At 62.9% G+C, this 15,846-nt stretch carries 29 protein-coding genes and 1 tRNA gene; 3 read left to right on the top strand and 27 right to left on the bottom strand.

Annotation, left to right across the window (positions count from 1 at the left end; translation table 11 throughout):
* Positions 1 to 543 (top strand): tetratricopeptide repeat protein (locus tag LB518_RS23090; protein ID WP_502845876.1); only part of this gene is annotated, 543 nt, incomplete at its 5' end.
* A gap of 30 nt (positions 544 to 573) precedes the next feature.
* Here the strand turns inward: LB518_RS23090 and LB518_RS23085 are convergent.
* The 4 genes from LB518_RS23085 to LB518_RS23070 form a co-directional block, all read right to left on the bottom strand.
* A complete protein-coding gene (locus LB518_RS23085; RefSeq protein ID WP_502845875.1) occupies positions 574 to 1,053 on the bottom strand; it encodes an NUDIX hydrolase in 480 nt (159 codons plus the stop codon).
* 387 nt (positions 1,054 to 1,440) lie between these two features.
* Positions 1,441 to 1,716 carry an aa3-type cytochrome c oxidase subunit IV gene (locus tag LB518_RS23080; protein ID WP_224580185.1) on the bottom strand — a complete coding sequence of 92 codons (276 nt, stop codon included), beginning with the start codon at positions 1,714 to 1,716 and terminating at the stop codon, positions 1,441 to 1,443.
* A gap of 249 nt (positions 1,717 to 1,965) precedes the next feature.
* Positions 1,966 to 2,127 carry a hypothetical protein gene (locus LB518_RS23075; protein WP_224580184.1) on the bottom strand — a complete coding sequence of 54 codons (162 nt, stop codon included), beginning with the start codon at positions 2,125 to 2,127 and terminating at the stop codon, positions 1,966 to 1,968.
* Positions 2,128 to 2,534: 407 nt separating this feature from the next.
* A complete protein-coding gene (locus tag LB518_RS23070) occupies positions 2,535 to 3,539 on the bottom strand; it encodes an oxidoreductase (RefSeq protein WP_224580183.1) in 1,005 nt (334 codons plus the stop codon).
* A gap of 60 nt (positions 3,540 to 3,599) precedes the next feature.
* Between LB518_RS23070 and LB518_RS23065 the strand changes: the two genes are divergently transcribed.
* Together LB518_RS23065 and LB518_RS23060 are read left to right on the top strand one after the other, a co-directional pair.
* Positions 3,600 to 4,571 (top strand): AraC family transcriptional regulator, encoded by a 972-nt coding sequence (locus LB518_RS23065; RefSeq protein WP_224580182.1) that lies wholly within the window; start codon positions 3,600 to 3,602, stop codon positions 4,569 to 4,571.
* 166 nt (positions 4,572 to 4,737) lie between these two features.
* A complete protein-coding gene (locus LB518_RS23060) occupies positions 4,738 to 4,908 on the top strand; it encodes a hypothetical protein (protein WP_224580181.1) in 171 nt (56 codons plus the stop codon).
* Between the two features lie 341 nt (positions 4,909 to 5,249).
* Here the strand turns inward: LB518_RS23060 and LB518_RS23055 are convergent.
* From LB518_RS23055 to LB518_RS22950, 23 genes are all read right to left on the bottom strand, one after another.
* Positions 5,250 to 5,324: transfer RNA gene (locus LB518_RS23055), tRNA-Thr, on the bottom strand.
* A 92-nt stretch (positions 5,325 to 5,416) separates the two neighbouring features.
* Positions 5,417 to 6,376, bottom strand: coding sequence for a tyrosine-type recombinase/integrase (locus LB518_RS23050; RefSeq protein WP_224580180.1), 960 nt, complete (start codon positions 6,374 to 6,376; stop codon positions 5,417 to 5,419).
* Entirely contained in the window at positions 6,373 to 6,708 is a 336-nt protein-coding gene (locus LB518_RS23045) for a helix-turn-helix domain-containing protein (RefSeq protein WP_224580179.1), read from the bottom strand. The genes LB518_RS23050 and LB518_RS23045 overlap by 4 nt, the downstream gene beginning before the upstream one ends.
* On the bottom strand, positions 6,705 to 6,917 hold the full coding sequence (locus LB518_RS23040) for a hypothetical protein (protein ID WP_224580178.1): 213 nt from the start codon (positions 6,915 to 6,917) through the stop codon (positions 6,705 to 6,707). Before LB518_RS23040 ends, LB518_RS23045 begins: the two co-directional genes overlap by 4 nt.
* On the bottom strand, positions 6,914 to 7,252 hold the full coding sequence (locus LB518_RS23035; protein ID WP_224580177.1) for a hypothetical protein: 339 nt from the start codon (positions 7,250 to 7,252) through the stop codon (positions 6,914 to 6,916). The genes LB518_RS23040 and LB518_RS23035 overlap by 4 nt, the downstream gene beginning before the upstream one ends.
* A complete protein-coding gene (locus tag LB518_RS23030; protein ID WP_224580176.1) occupies positions 7,249 to 7,524 on the bottom strand; it encodes a hypothetical protein in 276 nt (91 codons plus the stop codon). Before LB518_RS23030 ends, LB518_RS23035 begins: the two co-directional genes overlap by 4 nt.
* Before the next feature lie 2 nt (positions 7,525 to 7,526).
* Positions 7,527 to 8,075 carry a hypothetical protein gene (locus LB518_RS23025; protein WP_224580175.1) on the bottom strand — a complete coding sequence of 183 codons (549 nt, stop codon included), beginning with the start codon at positions 8,073 to 8,075 and terminating at the stop codon, positions 7,527 to 7,529.
* Positions 8,076 to 8,312: 237 nt separating this feature from the next.
* Positions 8,313 to 9,140 carry a hypothetical protein gene (locus LB518_RS23020; RefSeq protein ID WP_224580174.1) on the bottom strand — a complete coding sequence of 276 codons (828 nt, stop codon included), beginning with the start codon at positions 9,138 to 9,140 and terminating at the stop codon, positions 8,313 to 8,315.
* Positions 9,137 to 9,562, bottom strand: a complete 426-nt coding sequence (locus tag LB518_RS23015) for a hypothetical protein (protein ID WP_224580173.1) — start codon at positions 9,560 to 9,562, stop codon at positions 9,137 to 9,139. Before LB518_RS23015 ends, LB518_RS23020 begins: the two co-directional genes overlap by 4 nt.
* The gene (locus LB518_RS24750; RefSeq protein ID WP_286198833.1) at positions 9,559 to 9,681 is read right to left on the bottom strand and encodes a hypothetical protein; all 123 of its coding nucleotides are present in this window, start codon (positions 9,679 to 9,681) and stop codon (positions 9,559 to 9,561) included. Before LB518_RS24750 ends, LB518_RS23015 begins: the two co-directional genes overlap by 4 nt.
* Positions 9,678 to 10,307 (bottom strand): hypothetical protein, encoded by a 630-nt coding sequence (locus tag LB518_RS23010; RefSeq protein ID WP_224580172.1) that lies wholly within the window; start codon positions 10,305 to 10,307, stop codon positions 9,678 to 9,680. The genes LB518_RS24750 and LB518_RS23010 overlap by 4 nt, the downstream gene beginning before the upstream one ends.
* On the bottom strand, positions 10,307 to 10,498 hold the full coding sequence (locus tag LB518_RS23005) for a hypothetical protein (RefSeq protein WP_224580171.1): 192 nt from the start codon (positions 10,496 to 10,498) through the stop codon (positions 10,307 to 10,309). The genes LB518_RS23010 and LB518_RS23005 overlap by 1 nt, the downstream gene beginning before the upstream one ends.
* 6 nt (positions 10,499 to 10,504) lie before the next feature.
* Positions 10,505 to 11,077 (bottom strand): hypothetical protein, encoded by a 573-nt coding sequence (locus tag LB518_RS23000; protein WP_224580170.1) that lies wholly within the window; start codon positions 11,075 to 11,077, stop codon positions 10,505 to 10,507.
* A complete protein-coding gene (locus LB518_RS22995; RefSeq protein ID WP_224580169.1) occupies positions 11,077 to 11,247 on the bottom strand; it encodes a hypothetical protein in 171 nt (56 codons plus the stop codon). The genes LB518_RS23000 and LB518_RS22995 overlap by 1 nt, the downstream gene beginning before the upstream one ends.
* The gene (locus LB518_RS22990) at positions 11,244 to 11,747 is read right to left on the bottom strand and encodes a 3'-5' exoribonuclease domain-containing protein (protein ID WP_224580168.1); all 504 of its coding nucleotides are present in this window, start codon (positions 11,745 to 11,747) and stop codon (positions 11,244 to 11,246) included. The genes LB518_RS22995 and LB518_RS22990 overlap by 4 nt, the downstream gene beginning before the upstream one ends.
* Before the next feature lie 24 nt (positions 11,748 to 11,771).
* Positions 11,772 to 12,107 (bottom strand): hypothetical protein, encoded by a 336-nt coding sequence (locus LB518_RS22985; RefSeq protein ID WP_224580167.1) that lies wholly within the window; start codon positions 12,105 to 12,107, stop codon positions 11,772 to 11,774.
* Positions 12,108 to 12,162: 55 nt separating this feature from the next.
* Positions 12,163 to 12,504, bottom strand: coding sequence for an HNH endonuclease (locus tag LB518_RS22980; protein WP_224580166.1), 342 nt, complete (start codon positions 12,502 to 12,504; stop codon positions 12,163 to 12,165).
* A complete protein-coding gene (locus LB518_RS22975; RefSeq protein WP_224580165.1) occupies positions 12,501 to 13,853 on the bottom strand; it encodes a recombinase family protein in 1,353 nt (450 codons plus the stop codon). Before LB518_RS22975 ends, LB518_RS22980 begins: the two co-directional genes overlap by 4 nt.
* Positions 13,739 to 14,671 carry a PD-(D/E)XK nuclease-like domain-containing protein gene (locus tag LB518_RS22970; RefSeq protein WP_224580164.1) on the bottom strand — a complete coding sequence of 311 codons (933 nt, stop codon included), beginning with the start codon at positions 14,669 to 14,671 and terminating at the stop codon, positions 13,739 to 13,741. The genes LB518_RS22975 and LB518_RS22970 overlap by 115 nt, the downstream gene beginning before the upstream one ends.
* A 22-nt stretch (positions 14,672 to 14,693) precedes the next feature.
* Positions 14,694 to 14,846, bottom strand: coding sequence for a hypothetical protein (locus LB518_RS22965; protein WP_224580163.1), 153 nt, complete (start codon positions 14,844 to 14,846; stop codon positions 14,694 to 14,696).
* Positions 14,843 to 15,343: an HNH endonuclease gene (locus LB518_RS22960; protein ID WP_224580162.1), complete on the bottom strand. Its 501-nt coding sequence runs from the start codon at positions 15,341 to 15,343 to the stop codon at positions 14,843 to 14,845. The genes LB518_RS22965 and LB518_RS22960 overlap by 4 nt, the downstream gene beginning before the upstream one ends.
* A 2-nt stretch (positions 15,344 to 15,345) precedes the next feature.
* On the bottom strand, positions 15,346 to 15,645 hold the full coding sequence (locus tag LB518_RS22955) for a hypothetical protein (RefSeq protein WP_224580161.1): 300 nt from the start codon (positions 15,643 to 15,645) through the stop codon (positions 15,346 to 15,348).
* A complete protein-coding gene (locus tag LB518_RS22950) occupies positions 15,642 to 15,821 on the bottom strand; it encodes a hypothetical protein (RefSeq protein ID WP_224580160.1) in 180 nt (59 codons plus the stop codon). The genes LB518_RS22955 and LB518_RS22950 overlap by 4 nt, the downstream gene beginning before the upstream one ends.
* Positions 15,822 to 15,846: the final 25 nt, after the last annotated feature.

Below are 15,846 nucleotides of genomic sequence, written 5' to 3'. Positions count from 1 at the left end.
GGCGGTGGCTGTCGCAGCACGACGCGGACCGAACAACTGCGAGGCATGAGCGCGCTGACGCGGGGCTGGTGCCTTCTGTCGCTCAACCGCCCGATCGAGGCGGTGGACGCTTTCGATATCGCGCTCAACACCAATGACGGCAAGGCACGCCAGGATGCCGCTTACGGCAAGACGCTGGCCAATCTGCGTGCCGGACTGACCGACGCCGCAGCGATCTCCGCAGCGGCCGCGCCGCAGGATACGCGTCGTGCCGTGGAAATGCGGACGGAAATCCTGACCCAGCGCGCCATCGCGGCCTATGCCGACAACCGCTGGACCGAAGCGCTGCTTTATCTCGATGAACGTTCGCAGATTGCGCCGGAGCAGAATGACCTCCTGATCATCCGCGCGTGGTCCTATTATCACCTCGGCAAGCCGCGCGAGGCGAAGCGCCTGTTCGTGGCGGCGGCGGGGACAGGTTCGCGCGACGCTGCGAAAGCGCTCGCGGTCATTGCCAATTCCCAGCAAGGCGGGACGCTTGGCGACGGGCGCGACCGCCGCTGAACGCGGCGGCCGACGGCCGGAAATCTCCGACTATTTCTTGTCCTTTGCCGCGGCGGTCGTGCTCGCAAACGGCTTCGGCGCCCCAGCAGCAGCCTTGGGCTTCTCAGCCTTCGGCTTACGGGTTTCCTTGTTGCTGCGCATCTGTCCCTTGGCCATCGCGGTCTCCTTTATCGACGCTGGATCGCCATGATACAGGAGCCGCGCGTCTCCGGGTAGCGGAGGCTCAGCCATAAGGCTCTCGAAGATCGCCTTGAGGCCCGGTTCGTCGACAAGGTCTGCCGCCGTATCGAGCGGAAACCACATCGAGTAGCGCTCGCCGGCTTCTTTCCAGGTCGCGAGTTGCTCGTCGACATCAAGCCGATAGACCTCGACGCGGATCAGGTCGAGCTCGGTCGGTCGGCGCTTCCAGTAGAGAAATGATCCGATCGGCCGCTTCGTCACCTTGCCGACGAGGCCACCCTCTTCGATCGCCTCGATTCGCGCAGCATCGCTGTCGGATCGGCCCTTCATCGGCCAACCCTTCGGGATGGTCCAACGGCGCGTCTCGCGCGTCGTGACAAGGCAGACCTGGGGGCCTTCCTCACCTTTGCGAAATGGTAGCGCCGCGACCTGATGCAAGGCGGCTCCGGCCGGCCCGGCATTCTGGCGTTTTGGCGTTGTCATCGAGTCGCAAAGGCCCCTTTTGTCTGCAGATTCCCTAAACTTATATGGGATTCAGTCAAATTGCGGCAACGTGTTTTCTGCCGTTCGGCAGCCTCGTTGCCTGTCTGGTCGCAGTATAAGCCGCGATCACGCCTATCCGCGATCAATTGCCCGAACGGTACCCGATGGCCGAATCAGGCGCGTGAAGGAGCACCGGAGCGGCATCCCAGCCGTCATTCTGGACGCTTCAGTTGCCTATGCAAAGACGCCCATAAGGATGACGAGAAGCGCGACAACGATGGTTCCTGGGACAGGATCGCCGCGGCCGGGCCGCATCATGCCATAGCCAGCCGCCGCCGTTGCGGCCACCGCGCCGATGGCGCCAATCCACATCTGACCTTCAATGGTTCCGATCACCAGCGCAAGCAGGATGGCGGCGACATGCAGCGACCCCATCGTCGCGACTCGTATGAAGAGATCGTAGGTCTGCTCGTGCTCGCGGATGTCTGTGGCGTGATCAATATCGGTCAATGCTCCGGCTCCCGTTCCTGGCCGTCGAGCGAGACCAAGAAAAGCGCCGGACCGAAGTTCCACCATGGGTCGATTCGGCCTTTGGCAAAGGCGTCCGGTGATCTTCGGGAAACCTGCGCTCGCTCCGCACAAGGGCCAGAACTGCAGACCATGGCAGAGGTGTCAGCATCGCGCCGCGCTTGAGCGGCGGACGTGATGAAGCTCGATCTCTCCAGCAACTTTGGGCAAACGGAGTGCCTTCGCTGCGTCTCAGCGAAGTATTCGGGCGATCACCTTGGCGAGGCCGAAGGGCACCCAGGTTGGCAGCATCCGATAGGGATGACCAGGCGGCAGCCGATAGCCCTGACGCCGCGCTTGGCGGGCCTCATGGCGCGCCCGGCGGAAGGAGGGCGACATCTGGTGAATCGTCATCTCAACCTCGCCTTGAGACAAGAGGGGACGGTCCTCAGCGCGTGGGACGCCTCGGACGGCGAGAATTGATCGGGGGATTTTCCCGCCCGGCCCGACAGTCATGCCGCGCCGCGTCCTTGCTATTGCAATGCACCAAAATGCGTTCGAATTCCACTGGAATATACAGATTGTGCCAGTTGACTGTTGTCGCGCTCCGGTTGGATGCGTGTCTTCCGCGCCGTCGTTTCGAGGCAGGTTTGCGGGATTCTCAACGCTTTTGAAGAGAATCCCTTGGATCAGAACTGGCCTCAATAGGTGTCCGGCCGGGCGGCGTCGAGAACACGAAGGGCCGGCAGGGATACGGCGGCACTTTGCATCCGCTCGTCCTCACGTCGAACGGCCTGCCGGCGCCTCTTCGTGAGCCGGTGCTAGGTTGCCAGCCGGGCTCCCGACATGGTCTCGCTGAGCGTCCAGAGCCGTTCCGCCGAGTTTGGGTCGATCGCATAAGGCGCCACCTCCGACGTCCGCCGGTCGCGGCCTTCCAGCGACATGGTGATCTCTCCTTCCTGCACCGCCGCGATATCGGAATTGGCACAGAAGACGCCGCCTTTCCCGTCGAGCTGCGGACTGACGGCGCACCAGACATGCGTGGCCGCGCCTTGCGGGAGCGATTTCATGTCGCGGTCGGGGTCGATCACCGGATCGCCGTTGCCATCGAGATTGCCCATCTCAATGAGCCGATCCGTGGAAATATGCTTGGCGAGGCCGGTCACGATGCCGCCAGGATGGAGCGAAAAGGCGCGAATGCCATGCGTCCGGCCTCGCCGGTCGAGTTCAACCGCGAACAGGACATTCGCTGTCTTGGACTGGCCATAGGCGCCCCAACCATCATAGGCGCGGCGTTCGAAGTTGATGTCGTCCCAGACGATGTCCGAGAATCGGTGGCCCATCGAGGAGACAGATACGACACGGGCGCCCTGTGCCCGCTCGAGCGCTGGCCACAGATGCAATGTCAGCTGGAAGTGTCCGAGATGGTTCGTCGAGAACTGCATCTCGTTGCCGCGCCCGTCGCGGGTCAACTCGGGCACCGCCATGATGCCGGCGCTGTTGATGAGGATGTGCAGCGGCAGTCCGGAACGGACGATGCTGCGGGCAAAACCGTCGATTGATACCGGGTCGGTCAGGTCCATGGGCTGGACCTCGATCCCGCCTCCAATTTCGGCGATAGCCCTCTGGGCGCGGTTCACGTCGCGCGCGGGAATGATCACCCGCGCGCCAGCGGAGGCGAGTGTCCGCGCAGCCTCCAACCCGAGCCCGGCATAGCCGCCGGTGACGATCGCCAATCGACCGGTAAGGTCGATCCCACGGATGACGTCGAGCGTGGTGCTGTAGGCGGTGAAGCCCGATCCGAGCGGGTTCTGGGGGGTGCTCATTCCTGTTACTCCGGCTGAGAAGGTCGAGCCTTGATATGCACCTCGGGTTCGGTACGTTGAATGCGTCAGCGTCCCGACTTCGTTCGCCAGAGTTCAGAAATGCCGCGTGATGCACTGTCCCAGACGCTCGAGCTGGTCGATGCCCGAACCATCTATGCCGGTGGTTTCTTCGGCGGGGGCGGTTGGTCCATCCGATTTCCGCCGCCGCGCAAGATCAAGTTCTTCGTCGTAGGACGCGGCGCATGCCGGCTTGCCCTGGACGGCACCGAAAAGCCTTTCGACCTGGAGCAAGGCGACGTCTTCCTCCTGACGCGCAACGCTGGATTCACAGTCGCCAGCGACCTGTCGCTCGACTCTCAACCCGCCCACGAAATCTTCACAGGCGCCCGATCGCCTATTGTTCCGGTCGGAGAGGGCGATGACTTCCTGTTCCTGGGCGGCCATCTCGACACCGATCATGCAGGCGGACGGCTGATGATGGAAAGCCTGCCGGATTATCTTCATCTGACGGCGGCCGAAAGCGGAACCGGCCGGCTCGGCGCGCTCATCCGTGAACTGGTCGAAGAGGCGGCAAGCCGCACACCCGGGGCCGATATGGCGTGCTCTAGCCTCGCCCATCTCCTGTTGATTCAGATCCTGCGGCGCCACCTGTCGAGCGGGGCAGTCGAGACCGGCTGGTTGAGAGCGGCCTGCGACGAGCGGCTCGCGCCGGCTCTGGCGTTGATGCATGGCGAACCATCCCGCAATTGGTCATTGGTGGAGCTTGCCCGCGCCTCGGCCATGTCCCGAACGGCTTTTGCCCAACACTTTCGCGCCGTCGCGGGCTTGCCACCGCTGACCTACCTGACCGAATGGCGGATGCGCCAGGCCGAACGGGCCCTGCGCAAGCAGGGAAGCTCGGTGGCTAACGTCGCTCACGCGGTCGGCTACGGCTCCGAAGCAGCTTTCAGCACAGCGTTCAAGCGCGTGATGGGGCATTCTCCCCGGCGATCGGCGGAAGCCAGCAGGACCACGGTCGATGTGGCAGATTGACTGATCCTCGATCAGCCGGCGCGATTGGTGGCCGCCTTGCCTATACTGGCGGGGCGCATCACTGGACGCTCGGACGCGTCGAAGATCAGATCAATGTCGGCGGCCAAGCAGCGGCATTGGTCACAGGCCGGCCTGGTCCGGACTGGAGCAGAAGGGCGAGGGCGGATTGATCGGGATCGGGTGCATTTCGCCGATTATCCTGTGCGTCATCGGCGTGCTGGTGGGCAATTGGGTCGATGGAAGCTCCGGCGCGATCTGGGGTGCTCTCGCAGGATTGATCGGCGGCGGCGTAATTCTCGCAGCTGTTGGTTGGCTGGCGGCAAAGCTGAAGCAATAATGCTGCTCAGCTGCAGCTGCGACCTTCCAGATTTCGCGACCTGCAACGAGACATGACTGAGGGTACGAGGGGCCGATGGAAGACGGCCAGCCACAATAACGAGACGCCATGCCAACCAAGCTGAGACCTCCTCGCGAACGCGCTGCCCGCGCTCTATGCAGCCTGGACGGACATACAGAGAATTCACAGTTCGAAGGACAGCCGATGTGGCAGTGCTATCTGCCCGACGTCGACACAGTGCTTGAGGCGGCGCTGTCGCCCGAAGAGTGGGCGCGGATCAGGGCCGAGGGGCCGCCGTGAACAATCCGCTCGCGACCATGAGTCTTGACTATCGAGAGTTCTGGTGCCGGATGAGGGGATTGAACCCCCGACCTTCGGTTTACAAAACCGCTGCTCTACCGCTGAGCTAATCCGGCAAAAGCCTGATATTCCAACGCAACTTCAACTACTTAAGTCATTATGGCACAGGGCAAACCGATTGTCGCCATGCGTCTTTTGTGACGTGAAGCTAACCGCGGCCGGAACGAACAGGCGCGGCTTCTTCACCCAAGCCGCGCGCTGCGTCAAGCGCCTTTCGGGCACCGCGCTTCGCGATCTCGGCTTCTTCTGGCGTCAGGAATTCCAGATACATCTCCGTCGTCTTCACGGACGAATGGCGCAAATGCTCCTTGAGGGCATAGATGTCGCCGCCGGCACGCAGGAACTCGACGGCATAGAGATGCCGCATGTCGTGGAAGCGGAACCCCCTGAACGGACGCTCCGCCTTTTGTGCCGCCGCCTGCGCCGCGCGCCTGGCACGCGAGAAGATGAACGCGGCTTGCGTGATCGCCTTCCCGCCGTGATGAAAGATCGTCTCGCATTTAAGCGCGATCGGTTGCCGGGCCAGAATCACCACGGCCTCGGGCGACAAACTGATGGTCCTTTGCTTCCGCCCCTTGCCGATCAGCAGCAGGCTCGCCTTCGCGGCGTTGAAGTCCTTGCGCTTGATCGTGGCCAGCTCATTCTGGCGCATGCCTGTCGCGCGAGCCGCGCGCAGCATGTCGGCGTGACCATCTGACAGCCTCGACAAGACGAACTCGTAGTCCGCCTCATCTGGCAGGGCGATCGGGTCACGGTGCTCCTTGAGCCGCCGCATCTTGTCCAAGGCCGGGTTCCCCTCCCGCCAGCCTTCATCCTCCGCAAAATCGAACAGCGACGATATCGCCTGCAGGTCGCGGCGAATCGTGGCATTGGTCACGCCGCTTTTGCGACGGGCCGACACAAACTGATTGATCTCGTCCTTGCCGATATCTGCGATGGGCTGCGTGCTGAACGTGCGGCCGGCGATCGACAGGGAATTGGCATAGCGCGCCACGGTGCGAGCCGAGCCGACTTGCTGCTTGATATAGTCGGCCCAAGCGACGATGGCGTCGTCCCATAGGTGCGCGGTCTCACCAAAACGCGCGCGGCCTATGACCTTGTCCCTCATCTCTGCGACCCGCTTTGTCGCAGTTTTCGGAGAGCCTGTTCCGAGGCTTTCACGGAATTCGCGACCTGCAACGGTAAATCGCGCCCATAGCGTATCGCCCCGCCAGTAGGTGTGCTTTGGTGCTCTTGGTCTTTCGGACATGCCGAACGCTCCTTGATCCAGAGACGCAGCGCGGTCTCATCGAACGTCCACAGCTTGCCGACCTTGGCCGCCCCTGGCAGTTCGCCGCGCGCCGCCAAAGCTTGCACAGTGCGAACCTCGATTCCAAGGATGGTTGCGGCGACGGGCGCGCGAACCCGCTCAGGCCGCCTCTGTGCAGCCGCCCCGGTCATGGCGCTGTCTCGGGAGGGGGAGGAAGCGGCATCCAGTGCGAAAACATCCACGCGTGATAGTTAGGGCCGTCTAGCGTCGCCCAATTGGCGAACGGGATCGGCGGTTCATCGTCCCAGCCGACAACCAGCATGATGTGGGTGTCTGGTTCGATGACGAGGATGTCGGTCCCATCATGCGGCGCGGTACTGATATCCTGCCACTCGCTCATGACGATGCCTCGGGCGTGGTGAGATCGGCGCGCAGTGCCGCAAAATGCTTGCGGGTCATGTTCATGAGCCTCGCGTTTGCCGTTGCCGGGTGCATCCGCGCATAACTTCGATCTTCAAGAACGGCGACCGCCTCATCAGCCCCCAAACCGCCGCGCTCTGCCAAGCGCTTCAAGGTCTGCGAGTGGTTGCGCATCGCCTGCTTCTCGTGCGGCGCGATCATGGCCAGAGGGATTTGCACAACGATAGCCGTGCCGCCAGCTTTGCGCAGCTCACGGACTTCGTCATCCATCCGATAGGATGAAACCAAGATCGGAAACCATTCGATTTCGCTCATCCCTTCTCTCCCAGCATCTCGGCGAGCCGGGCGCGGAGGGCGTTGGCTGCATCGTCGCTGTAATCTCCGAACCCCAGCACGGCTTCCGCCAACGCCTCCCCGATGCCCGGCAGCGCAGCGCGGATGACGGCTTCGGCTTTCCAGCGAAGATCGTTCTGCACGGATATCGTCACGCTGCCAGGTGGCGTTCCATCTTCCTCGAACCAAATTGGTCCGAGCGCCCTCGCCCCCGCCTCAACGGCCCGGCGCATCGTCTCGTCTGTGGTGGCCATGGTCAGGTTTCCTTTGCGAGGGCGCGGGCGCGAAGCGAGACGAACCGATCGGCTATCTCGTACCAAACGTCCCGTGTTTCATTGGCTTCCCAGCGGCCGTCCTTATGCTGGTACAAGGCCAAGTAGATGTCGCGGCCAATACTTTCTCTGTCAGTCTTCTCGATCCCGCTCAGTTCGCCTTCGCGATAGGTGGGGGAGTGAACCGGGGCGGCGTAGAGGGGTCTCGTCTCAACCGCGAATGACGGGTCGAAGTCCTTCCCGCTAACGCCGAACGGATGGCTCGGGTTCGTGGTCACCCGAACTTCCGGATCGTTGAAGACCTCTTTGCGCAGGATATGCATCCACGCCACCGGCTCAGCCCCGATCGATGCCGCGTAGTGACGAAGCGCGGCGATGCGGATGCCCATAATTCGATCGACGCGTTCATATTTCGCGATGAGGACAGCGTTCGATCCAGTGTACTGCTGCCGCGTGATTTCCGCTGTCCGCTCGTCTTCCGCCGCCAACTGCTCGACTTCGGCGCGGGTGTGAGTGGGGGTCATGCTAGTCATGATCTATTCCTTGCTTCCAGCCTTCGCTGCCGGCATGCGCAAGCTCCGATGCAGGAGATGTGGCGCGCGGGGCGTAACAGGGGCAGGTGGTGCCATAGGCCGGCGACATGCGCAGCCCTTCAACGGAAAAAGGGCTAAAGCTGTCAGGAACCGGCGCTTTGCATCGGTAAAAATTGCCTGCGATAGGTTCACCGCTGCCGACGAACAGCCACCTGCAAGCGCCACATGATTGCGTGCTCACCGGCTTTCTCCTTCGCCTGACGGGGCGGGGATGAGGGCAGTGGCTCGCATCGCAGCAATTGCCAAATCCAAGCACTCGGCTCTGGTATCAGCGCGGAAGTCACGGTCCTGCCAATCGGTCCAAGAGGCGGAGATCGTGATGCACTCGTTGGGGAGGCCGTTGAAGTCGGCATTCTTCGAATGGAAAGAAACGCTATCGCCTTCGCCATCGGTCAGCATGTCGATAGCGACGTCCGTTCGGGCCGTGTCAAACTTCGCCTTCGCCAGCGCGGCTTCTGCGGTCTCGGCGCGGGCGATGGCGTCGTGCTTTTCGCCAACCAAACCGTCGATATAGCTCTCGGCTTGTTGCCGGGAGTATCGCTCCGTCTCCAACCCCGCCACAACCGCAGCATGCTCGGCGGCGGAGATGGGGGAGGCGGTCAGGCAGGAGCGGACACGCTGTTCGAAGTCGGCCTGAGCGGCGGCCTTGGCGGCTTCGAGGCTTGAGCAGGCAGCGATGTGGCGCTCATTGCAGTACAGCGCAAAGTCGCCATCTGCCTTCGCCCCATCCGTGCGGATCACGTAGAAAGCGCCCACGCCCCTCCGGTTGCACACCCACATTGGAAACGTGTGCGACGGATGGGGTTCTTGCCACTCCAGCGGCTTCGCCATCACCCCCTCAGCGGGAGAGGCGGGCGGCTCGGGCGCGGTTTCAAGGAACGTGCCCCATGCAGCTACGCCCCATGCGAGCGCGGTCTGGCCACCGGCTTCAAGCACGGCGTCTTTCATCTCCGGCGTCAGAACGACCGGCACCAGCTTCCACGCGCTCTTGTCGTTCGTGCTCATGACGATGCCTTCTCGGAGGGGTTGAGGGCGGCGTCGGCCTTAGCGATGACGTCGTGAATGGCCGTGATGTCGCTGCGATACCGAAGCGTCGGGTCGATCAAGGCGATCAGCAGCTTGCCCGCCTTCATATCTTTGTCCCAGCGGTCATGAACCTCATCGAGGATTGGCCCGAGGCTCTTGAGCGCGGCCAGCATCTCGGCATTCAGCGCCTCGGCCGCCGCGAGCTTGGCTTCGGCCTCCTGGCGGCGTGTGCGTTCGTCGCGGATCGCGTCGGCAGTTTCAGCCACGACCTCTCTTGCGCCGTCCAGGTCGAACAGTTCGATGACACCGTTGTCCGTCTCCTGTTCGCCGTCGCTCTTCAGCCCGTCATTGAGGCGGTCCAACAGTTCGGCAAAATCCTCATCGCTCAGCAACTCACTCATGGCGAGCCTCCTGTTTCCTGTCGCCGCGCTTCTGCGCAGGCCGCTGCAATCTGTTCATCGGTCGCGCCCTGATGTTCGAGCGCGTCGCGGATCTGCCTGATGCGGTCGGCCGGGATCATTCCGCGGCCTCTGCGATCTCCACAGAGCGGCCACCCCACTGCTGGGCCATGGCGTCAGCTATGCCTGCGTAGGTTTGGCTTCGCAGCCTCTTGCGGTCGGGGCCTGGCACCATGCGGAACACCCGCTGCTCTCGCCCTGCCACGACATCGGCCGGGACAAGCGGCGGCAGGCCTCGCAGCCAGAGACATGTTGCCTTGGTCTCGCCATGCCCGAACTGCCACGGCTGAATGATCTGCGTCGGATCTGGTATCCCGAACAGGCGGCGGGGATGCCCCAGCATGATCGGGTTCTCGACAGCCACCATCGGGGCAGGCGCTCCCAGCATCAGACGGAAGAACAGCGCCGCGCTCCCCATATTCGCCCAACGATCAGGCGCCGGACCATTCTCTTTTCGAAAGCCCTCATAAAGGTGCTTCGAGCTCGAATTGGCGAGGTAGGTACATTCAGGATGCGCGATTATCAGATGCCACCCGCCTCGATAGGCTGCCGCGACAGCATCGCCCCGAATGTGGAACTGGCTTCCGTCATCGGCCGGCTCCAAGTCGTTTGACCATGCATCGTGACCGCCCGCCCGGAACGCTCTCCGCACAACCCCGCTTCGTTCACAGGCGACAAGGACGCGCATCACTCGCCATCCTCAACCGTTGTCTCGCCTCGGGCCTGGGCGGCGCGGAGGGTTTCGATCCGTTCGAGCGATGCCTCGTATCTCTCAGCAGCTTGGTCGGTAGGCATGTCTAGGGCGGCGATCCCGTCGAGCAATATTCGACAGCTCGCGGCCTCCGCCTCCCGGATCGCGTCCTCGATCTTCTTCGCCATGGCTGGTTACTCCGCCTCGGTGGAGAGGGCGGCGCGGGCCAAAGCGACTGCTGCATTGTGATCAGCCAGCGCGCGCATGAACTCGCCTTCTGATACTTCTGTCATCGATGAGGGCGGCGCCCACCCGTCGTCGGCTTTGCGCGGGAGCCTGACAAAAATGCGGCGTTCCGGCTTTTCGACGCGCGTATCCGTAGCAAAGCAGACGCAAGCGCGGTCCTCGTCGACGACCATTCCATTCGCCCAGCCGAGGGAGCGCGCGAGGTCAACGCTCGTTGGAGCGCGCGGCGCCTCGGCAAGCTCCTGCAACGCTTCTCTGCCAGATTTGGTAGCGTAGTTCGGGGCAGCCTCGATCCCATCCGCGTGCCGGCGAACGGTCTTCCATCCTATCGGGGCTTTGTTCCCCGACAGAAAGAGGGACCCGATCCCTCCGATATGATCAGGGCGGAACTTCGTTGCGCCAAATTTAGCGACGACCTCGGCCTGACCTTTCAGGGATGACTTGATCTTCGCATAGTGGGCTTCGGCTATCTCGGCAGAGTCGCCGGAAAGCTCGTAGGTCACGATAAACACGCCTGCCATCACGCCTTCTCCTTCGCATTCGTCATGACGAGATCAACCCGGTGCCCGGCTGCTCTTGCCCTTGCCATGTCCATCTGCATGAATGCATGCTCCACAGCGCAGTTACGGTCGTAGGACTTGCGCGACACAGCGCCGGTGTGGCGGTTGGTGATGATCAGGGTGGCGATCATGGGGTGGTGGCCTTGGTGATGGCGGCGGCGATAGCCGGGCCTGCAGTCTTCGCGTGGAGGAAGTCCCACGCCTCGCGGGTCCAGACGGCGTCCGTCAGGGCGTTGTGCTCCACGCTGGCTTGCTCTGGCAGCTTCGGGCTGCCGAACGCCACGGCCATCTGCTTGAGATCGAGGCAGAACATGGGCCAGCCGTCGGGCAGGTCGATCATCCGACCATAGAGCTGGCAGAGACACACCCAATCGTAGTCTGAATAGTAGGCCCAGAACTCCGGCTTGGTGCCAGCGAACGCCACGATGTCGGCGGCGATCTGCCTGCGGGGCGCCCTGATGCCCGTCAGATGCGGAATGACGTTCTCGGTGAACCAGTCGTCACAGCGCGACAAGTCGGCCTCGGCGCACTCGGCATAGTAGGTAGCGCCGTCCTCACGGGCCATGCCGATCGAGACGAGATCGATGGTCTTGCCGTCTTCGATGAACTCGGTGTCGAACCAAATCCGCATCATCATTCCCCTCAATTGTGCTGATTACTTCATGCCCGACGTGCCGGCATGGCGGCCATGACTGTCTCGCCAGTGCTGACGAGCGCCACTTTCGAGCCGGAAGCGTTGGCCGCACTCGCAAAGCCAAGGCTTGTGCGCTTGCTCCGGCAGCCCGCCGGCCTTTTTCATGACAATTTCACCGAGGTCTATCGAGCGGTCGGCCCGCTGCTTTCGGGTCAGCGGGAGACGGTCTTGGGCACCGCGGTCGGACGCGCACTCGCGCGAGCAATAGCGGGGGATGCCATCCCCCTCGCCATCGAGATACGCTCCGCAACCCTCGCAAAGCGTACCGTCAAGCATCATCTCCGCGATCTCACCCATCTCACATCTCCATCTTCACTGGCCGTATCGGCTGCGGTTGATACTGGTGGGGGCGCTACCAGCGCTCGACGGTTCCGTTCATCTTCTTGCGGAGTCCGGAAGCTTTCGTCCCTGGCATGGGGCGGCCTTTCCGGGTCTTGGCGTCGATGTATGACCGCTGCTGGTTCCGGGCCTTGGCGATGCGCGGAACGTCCGTGCCGGTCGTCTTTGCGCCATGGCAGTTGTCGCAAAGCACTTCGCAGTTGGTCAGAACTGGCTCGCCGCCAAGCGCATCAGGAATGACGTGGTCGTAGGCGAACTTGCCGGGGTAGAGATGCGCGCCGCAGCTCTCGCAATTCCCCTGAGACCTGGCGAATGCCTGCTGGCGGATCTTGGCGGGGAATTCCCGTCTGCTCATGACAGCAAGTCCTCGACCCGAGCGTCGGCATCCTCGGGGCCGAACTCGCCGACGGCGCGGCTGGTCTCGATCGCGTAGATCTTCTCGATGCCCTTGCGCAGGTCGGTGCCGGGTGACGGCCACATCCCGGCCGCCTTGCCGAACTTCTGGCGAAGATCGAACAGCTCCTTACTGTCCGTGCCGGGTCGAAGCGCAGTGGCGAACCGGCCGAGGAACGCGCGGTCATCAGCGGAGAGGGAAAGACGGGGTGCGACCGTCCCCCTCTCCGCTCTTCCGTCTTCGCCTTCTACCGGCTCGGACAGGTTCGATGAGGTTGCCGCTGTTTCGCCTGTAGTTGGCGTGGCTTCGGTCGCGACAGTCTCGCGGTCCTCGCGGCTCTCCGGGGCATTGTGGCTCTGGTCTGGGGTCTCGGCTTCTGCCGCCGGGGCGCTTGCATGGTGCTGGTGCGGCTCCTCCTTGCTGTTGCTGCTGATTACTGCGGCCGCGATCTCGGTCTCGACGCGCGCGGTTGAGAAGCCGCCATCGCCCTTGGACGCGGCAAGGCGCTCGGCCATGCCCCCAATCGGCTTAGCGCGAGCTGCGCGGGCGTTGTCGGCGAGATCCATCATTTCGTCTTCGGTGTAGACGCCGAGCATGAGGGCCGGCTCGTAAATGCGCGTCCAGTCGCGGGTGCCGCGATAGATCAGCATCCGGTCGAAGTTCGTCGCTTTCCACGGAGAGCCGAGGCCGGTCGTCTTCCATTCCGAGACCGAGCCGTCGAACAGGCGCATGCCGGGAAGCCGAATGCCGGGCGATAGGATGGCAATGATCTCGGCCGTGAAGGCGACATCGGACAAATAGATGCGCCGGGCCTCGCCGTTCCCGTCCAGATGGTGGTGCAGGCGAATGCCCGCCTTCGCCTCGATCACTGCGGCGACGAGCTTGCCCTCGTAGCAGAGCTTGCCGTGAACGACGGATACGCACTGCGCCACGCTGAAGGGATCTAGGCCCCAACGGACGGCTTGGTTCACCACGAGGAAGGCGTTGGCCAGAACCTGCTCGTAGGGCAGCGGCTCTTCCTCGTCCTTCTTGCCGATTGACGTCAACGTCTTCGGCAGGAGGCTCGACTTGGCCATCACGGTCGCTATGCGGTGCATGTGCTCGAACCTCGCCGTGTCGAGGACTGGGATCGCGTCGGAGACCTCGAGGAATTGGCGCGACGGACGGGGCTGCTCAGTGATGGTGGCGACCTGGGTCACGCTGCAATCTCCTGCTGAATGAAGGCACGGCGATCCGCAGCACGGCGGCGCGCGAATTCTGAAAGTCCGACCGGGGCGAGATCGGAAAGGGAGCCGCCAGGGCCCGGCCACCGACCGCTCTTTAGGCACTTGGCGAAGAGCTGGAGCGCGGCGCGGAGATCGTTCTCGGCCTCGGCGATATCGTCCGGTCGGATCACGCGGATCTCGACGCAATGCGGGGGGCATTTTTCGACGAAAACCAGTGCGAAATCGGTCATGTCGATGTCGAGCACAGCCTTCGCGGCCCACTTCACCAGTGCGGCCTGCATGTCGTACCGGCGATCGGAGACGGCGCGGGACAGGTCTTCCGGCGCGACGCTGGCTGCGGTCTTGAGGTCGGCGAAATCGCCTGAGGCCGTCGGGATCGCATCGGGGCGGGCCTTGAGCCAGATGCCCGTCATCGGGTCTTGCCAGATCAGGCTTTGCTCGATCGCGCCGTCGAGAATGCGTCCCTGAGCGCCGCCGATGAGCGGGTGCTCCTTGAGCGCGGCATGCATTCCCTTGATGGTCTGCAACTGGCCCGGCAGGAGCACGGTGCGACCGGCCTCTTCCTCGTCCGCCCTCCATGCCTTGGCCGCATCGCTGCGCCACGAATCCCATTTATCGGGCCGGACGGAGAACAGGCGGCCGAAGTCCTTCTCGCCGAGCAGAAGATGATGTGCAGCGCGACCAAGGATGAGCGCTTCGCTCTGGTCTTCGCCGACGCGGTTCGGGTTGAGCGACGAGCCGACCCAATAATGGGCCGGGCTGTCGGTGAAGATCGTGCGGAGGCCGCTCGAGGAAATGCTCGGGCCTTCGGTGCACTGGCCGTGATAACGATCGATGTCGAGATCGGCATAGCAGCCGGCGGTATCGATGAGGCCAGACGGCGCGTTGATGGCGGTGATCATGTCGGTGGTCCTTGAAGGGTGTTCAGCGCTCGCCGTCGCGCCAATAGGCGTCGTATTCCGTGCGATCCGCCGACCGGCTGCCGAAGCTCCGATGCGCCGCGACAACGATGCATGAGAGGACCGCCAGAGCGCTCAGGCCGATGCAGAGCCAGAGAAGGGCGTCGCCGTGGGTCATGCCGACCTCGCAAATTCGCCGTGATAAATAGCGCAGGCGGCGTCGTAGGCTGCCTTTGCGGCCACAATGTCACTATAAATCCCAAGATGAATAGTCTTGCCCCCGGTTTTTATTTGGGCTTGCCACTTTTTGCACTTCCTATGCCAAGTGACTCCCTTAAAACCGCTCGTATTACGCGAGCATAGTCTCTGGTTTTGAATATTCTGGCGTTTCGTCGCCTGACGAAGATTGGCAATGCGGTTATCAGAGGGCACGCAGTTTTTGTGGTCTATGTCGAGCGTCGGCCACGAGCCGTAATAAATTAGCCACGCCAGCCGATGGGCACTGAACCAGCGCCCCGAAAACTTGACCCCGACGTAACCATTCTTTCGAAGATGACCAGCAACTGAACCGGCGGGGATGACGTTATTTCTGTCAGTCTTCCAAGTTAACAACCCTGTGTTCGGGTCATATTCTAGGCGCTCTCGAATAGTCTCTGCTGACGGCAATGGTTTCATGGCTACGCTGATTGCCTCCGCCCTTCGATGATGTCCTGGCCGAGAGCGTCGAGGTCCGCCGACCGGGCGTGTCGCAGCCAGAGGCGAAGGCGACCGGCAACCAGCTCGTGCGTCCGGCGCGCCTCGTGTTGACCTGCCACCATGAGGGCGTCGATCGTGCTCTCTTGGCGCTGGATCACGGCGGCCAGTTCCATTGCCCGGTCGGCGGCACTCGGCATTGCACGCAACACCGCATCGTGAGCCCGGAGAATGTCGTCGGCGGTCGCGTCGCCGGTGCTGATGATGGGAAACGTCCCCATCACTGCACCCCATACCCGCCGGCAAAGGCGGCACAGAGCGCGATGGCGACCATCACCAGCGTGATGATGCCGACGGTCTCGCGATAGTCGTCGGGCGCGTTGACCGGGATGCGCAGCGCGATCAGCAAGGCGTAGAAGCCCGATGAGACCGAGAGGATGAGAAAGGCGAAGGTGAGCATCTGATTGCCTCGCTGTGAGCCGCTG

This window comes from Mesorhizobium sp. BR1-1-16 (genome assembly GCF_020165495.1).
Classification (GTDB): domain Bacteria; phylum Pseudomonadota; class Alphaproteobacteria; order Rhizobiales; family Kaistiaceae; genus Kaistia.
This window is presented reverse-complemented; position numbering and strand designations above follow the sequence as displayed.

What these genes read in the sequence shown, in the direction of transcription:
- LB518_RS23085 (WP_502845875.1), bottom strand. Translation starts at nt 1,053, where the DNA reads ATGAAGGGCCGATCCGACAGCGATGCTGCGCGAATCGAGGCGATCGAA.
- LB518_RS23075 (WP_224580184.1), bottom strand. Translation starts at nt 2,127, where the DNA reads ATGACGATTCACCAGATGTCGCCCTCCTTCCGCCGGGCGCGCCATGAG.
- LB518_RS23070 (WP_224580183.1), bottom strand. Translation starts at nt 3,539, where the DNA reads ATGAGCACCCCCCAGAACCCGCTCGGATCGGGCTTCACCGCCTACAGC.
- LB518_RS23065 (WP_224580182.1), top strand. Translation starts at nt 3,600, where the DNA reads ATGCGTCAGCGTCCCGACTTCGTTCGCCAGAGTTCAGAAATGCCGCGT.
- LB518_RS23050 (WP_224580180.1), bottom strand. Translation starts at nt 6,376, where the DNA reads ATGAGGGACAAGGTCATAGGCCGCGCGCGTTTTGGTGAGACCGCGCAC.
- LB518_RS23045 (WP_224580179.1), bottom strand. Translation starts at nt 6,708, where the DNA reads ATGACCGGGGCGGCTGCACAGAGGCGGCCTGAGCGGGTTCGCGCGCCC.
- LB518_RS23040 (WP_224580178.1), bottom strand. Translation starts at nt 6,917, where the DNA reads ATGAGCGAGTGGCAGGATATCAGTACCGCGCCGCATGATGGGACCGAC.
- LB518_RS23035 (WP_224580177.1), bottom strand. Translation starts at nt 7,252, where the DNA reads ATGAGCGAAATCGAATGGTTTCCGATCTTGGTTTCATCCTATCGGATG.
- LB518_RS23030 (WP_224580176.1), bottom strand. Translation starts at nt 7,524, where the DNA reads ATGGCCACCACAGACGAGACGATGCGCCGGGCCGTTGAGGCGGGGGCG.
- LB518_RS23025 (WP_224580175.1), bottom strand. Translation starts at nt 8,075, where the DNA reads ATGACTAGCATGACCCCCACTCACACCCGCGCCGAAGTCGAGCAGTTG.
- LB518_RS23020 (WP_224580174.1), bottom strand. Translation starts at nt 9,140, where the DNA reads ATGAGCACGAACGACAAGAGCGCGTGGAAGCTGGTGCCGGTCGTTCTG.
- LB518_RS23015 (WP_224580173.1), bottom strand. Translation starts at nt 9,562, where the DNA reads ATGAGTGAGTTGCTGAGCGATGAGGATTTTGCCGAACTGTTGGACCGC.
- LB518_RS24750 (WP_286198833.1), bottom strand. Translation starts at nt 9,681, where the DNA reads ATGATCCCGGCCGACCGCATCAGGCAGATCCGCGACGCGCTCGAACAT.
- LB518_RS23010 (WP_224580172.1), bottom strand. Translation starts at nt 10,307, where the DNA reads ATGCGCGTCCTTGTCGCCTGTGAACGAAGCGGGGTTGTGCGGAGAGCG.
- LB518_RS23005 (WP_224580171.1), bottom strand. Translation starts at nt 10,498, where the DNA reads ATGGCGAAGAAGATCGAGGACGCGATCCGGGAGGCGGAGGCCGCGAGC.
- LB518_RS23000 (WP_224580170.1), bottom strand. Translation starts at nt 11,077, where the DNA reads ATGGCAGGCGTGTTTATCGTGACCTACGAGCTTTCCGGCGACTCTGCC.
- LB518_RS22995 (WP_224580169.1), bottom strand. Translation starts at nt 11,247, where the DNA reads ATGATCGCCACCCTGATCATCACCAACCGCCACACCGGCGCTGTGTCG.
- LB518_RS22990 (WP_224580168.1), bottom strand. Translation starts at nt 11,747, where the DNA reads ATGCGGATTTGGTTCGACACCGAGTTCATCGAAGACGGCAAGACCATC.
- LB518_RS22985 (WP_224580167.1), bottom strand. Translation starts at nt 12,107, where the DNA reads ATGGGTGAGATCGCGGAGATGATGCTTGACGGTACGCTTTGCGAGGGT.
- LB518_RS22980 (WP_224580166.1), bottom strand. Translation starts at nt 12,504, where the DNA reads ATGAGCAGACGGGAATTCCCCGCCAAGATCCGCCAGCAGGCATTCGCC.
- LB518_RS22970 (WP_224580164.1), bottom strand. Translation starts at nt 14,671, where the DNA reads ATGATCACCGCCATCAACGCGCCGTCTGGCCTCATCGATACCGCCGGC.
- LB518_RS22965 (WP_224580163.1), bottom strand. Translation starts at nt 14,846, where the DNA reads ATGACCCACGGCGACGCCCTTCTCTGGCTCTGCATCGGCCTGAGCGCT.
- LB518_RS22960 (WP_224580162.1), bottom strand. Translation starts at nt 15,343, where the DNA reads ATGAAACCATTGCCGTCAGCAGAGACTATTCGAGAGCGCCTAGAATAT.
- LB518_RS22950 (WP_224580160.1), bottom strand. Translation starts at nt 15,821, where the DNA reads ATGCTCACCTTCGCCTTTCTCATCCTCTCGGTCTCATCGGGCTTCTAC.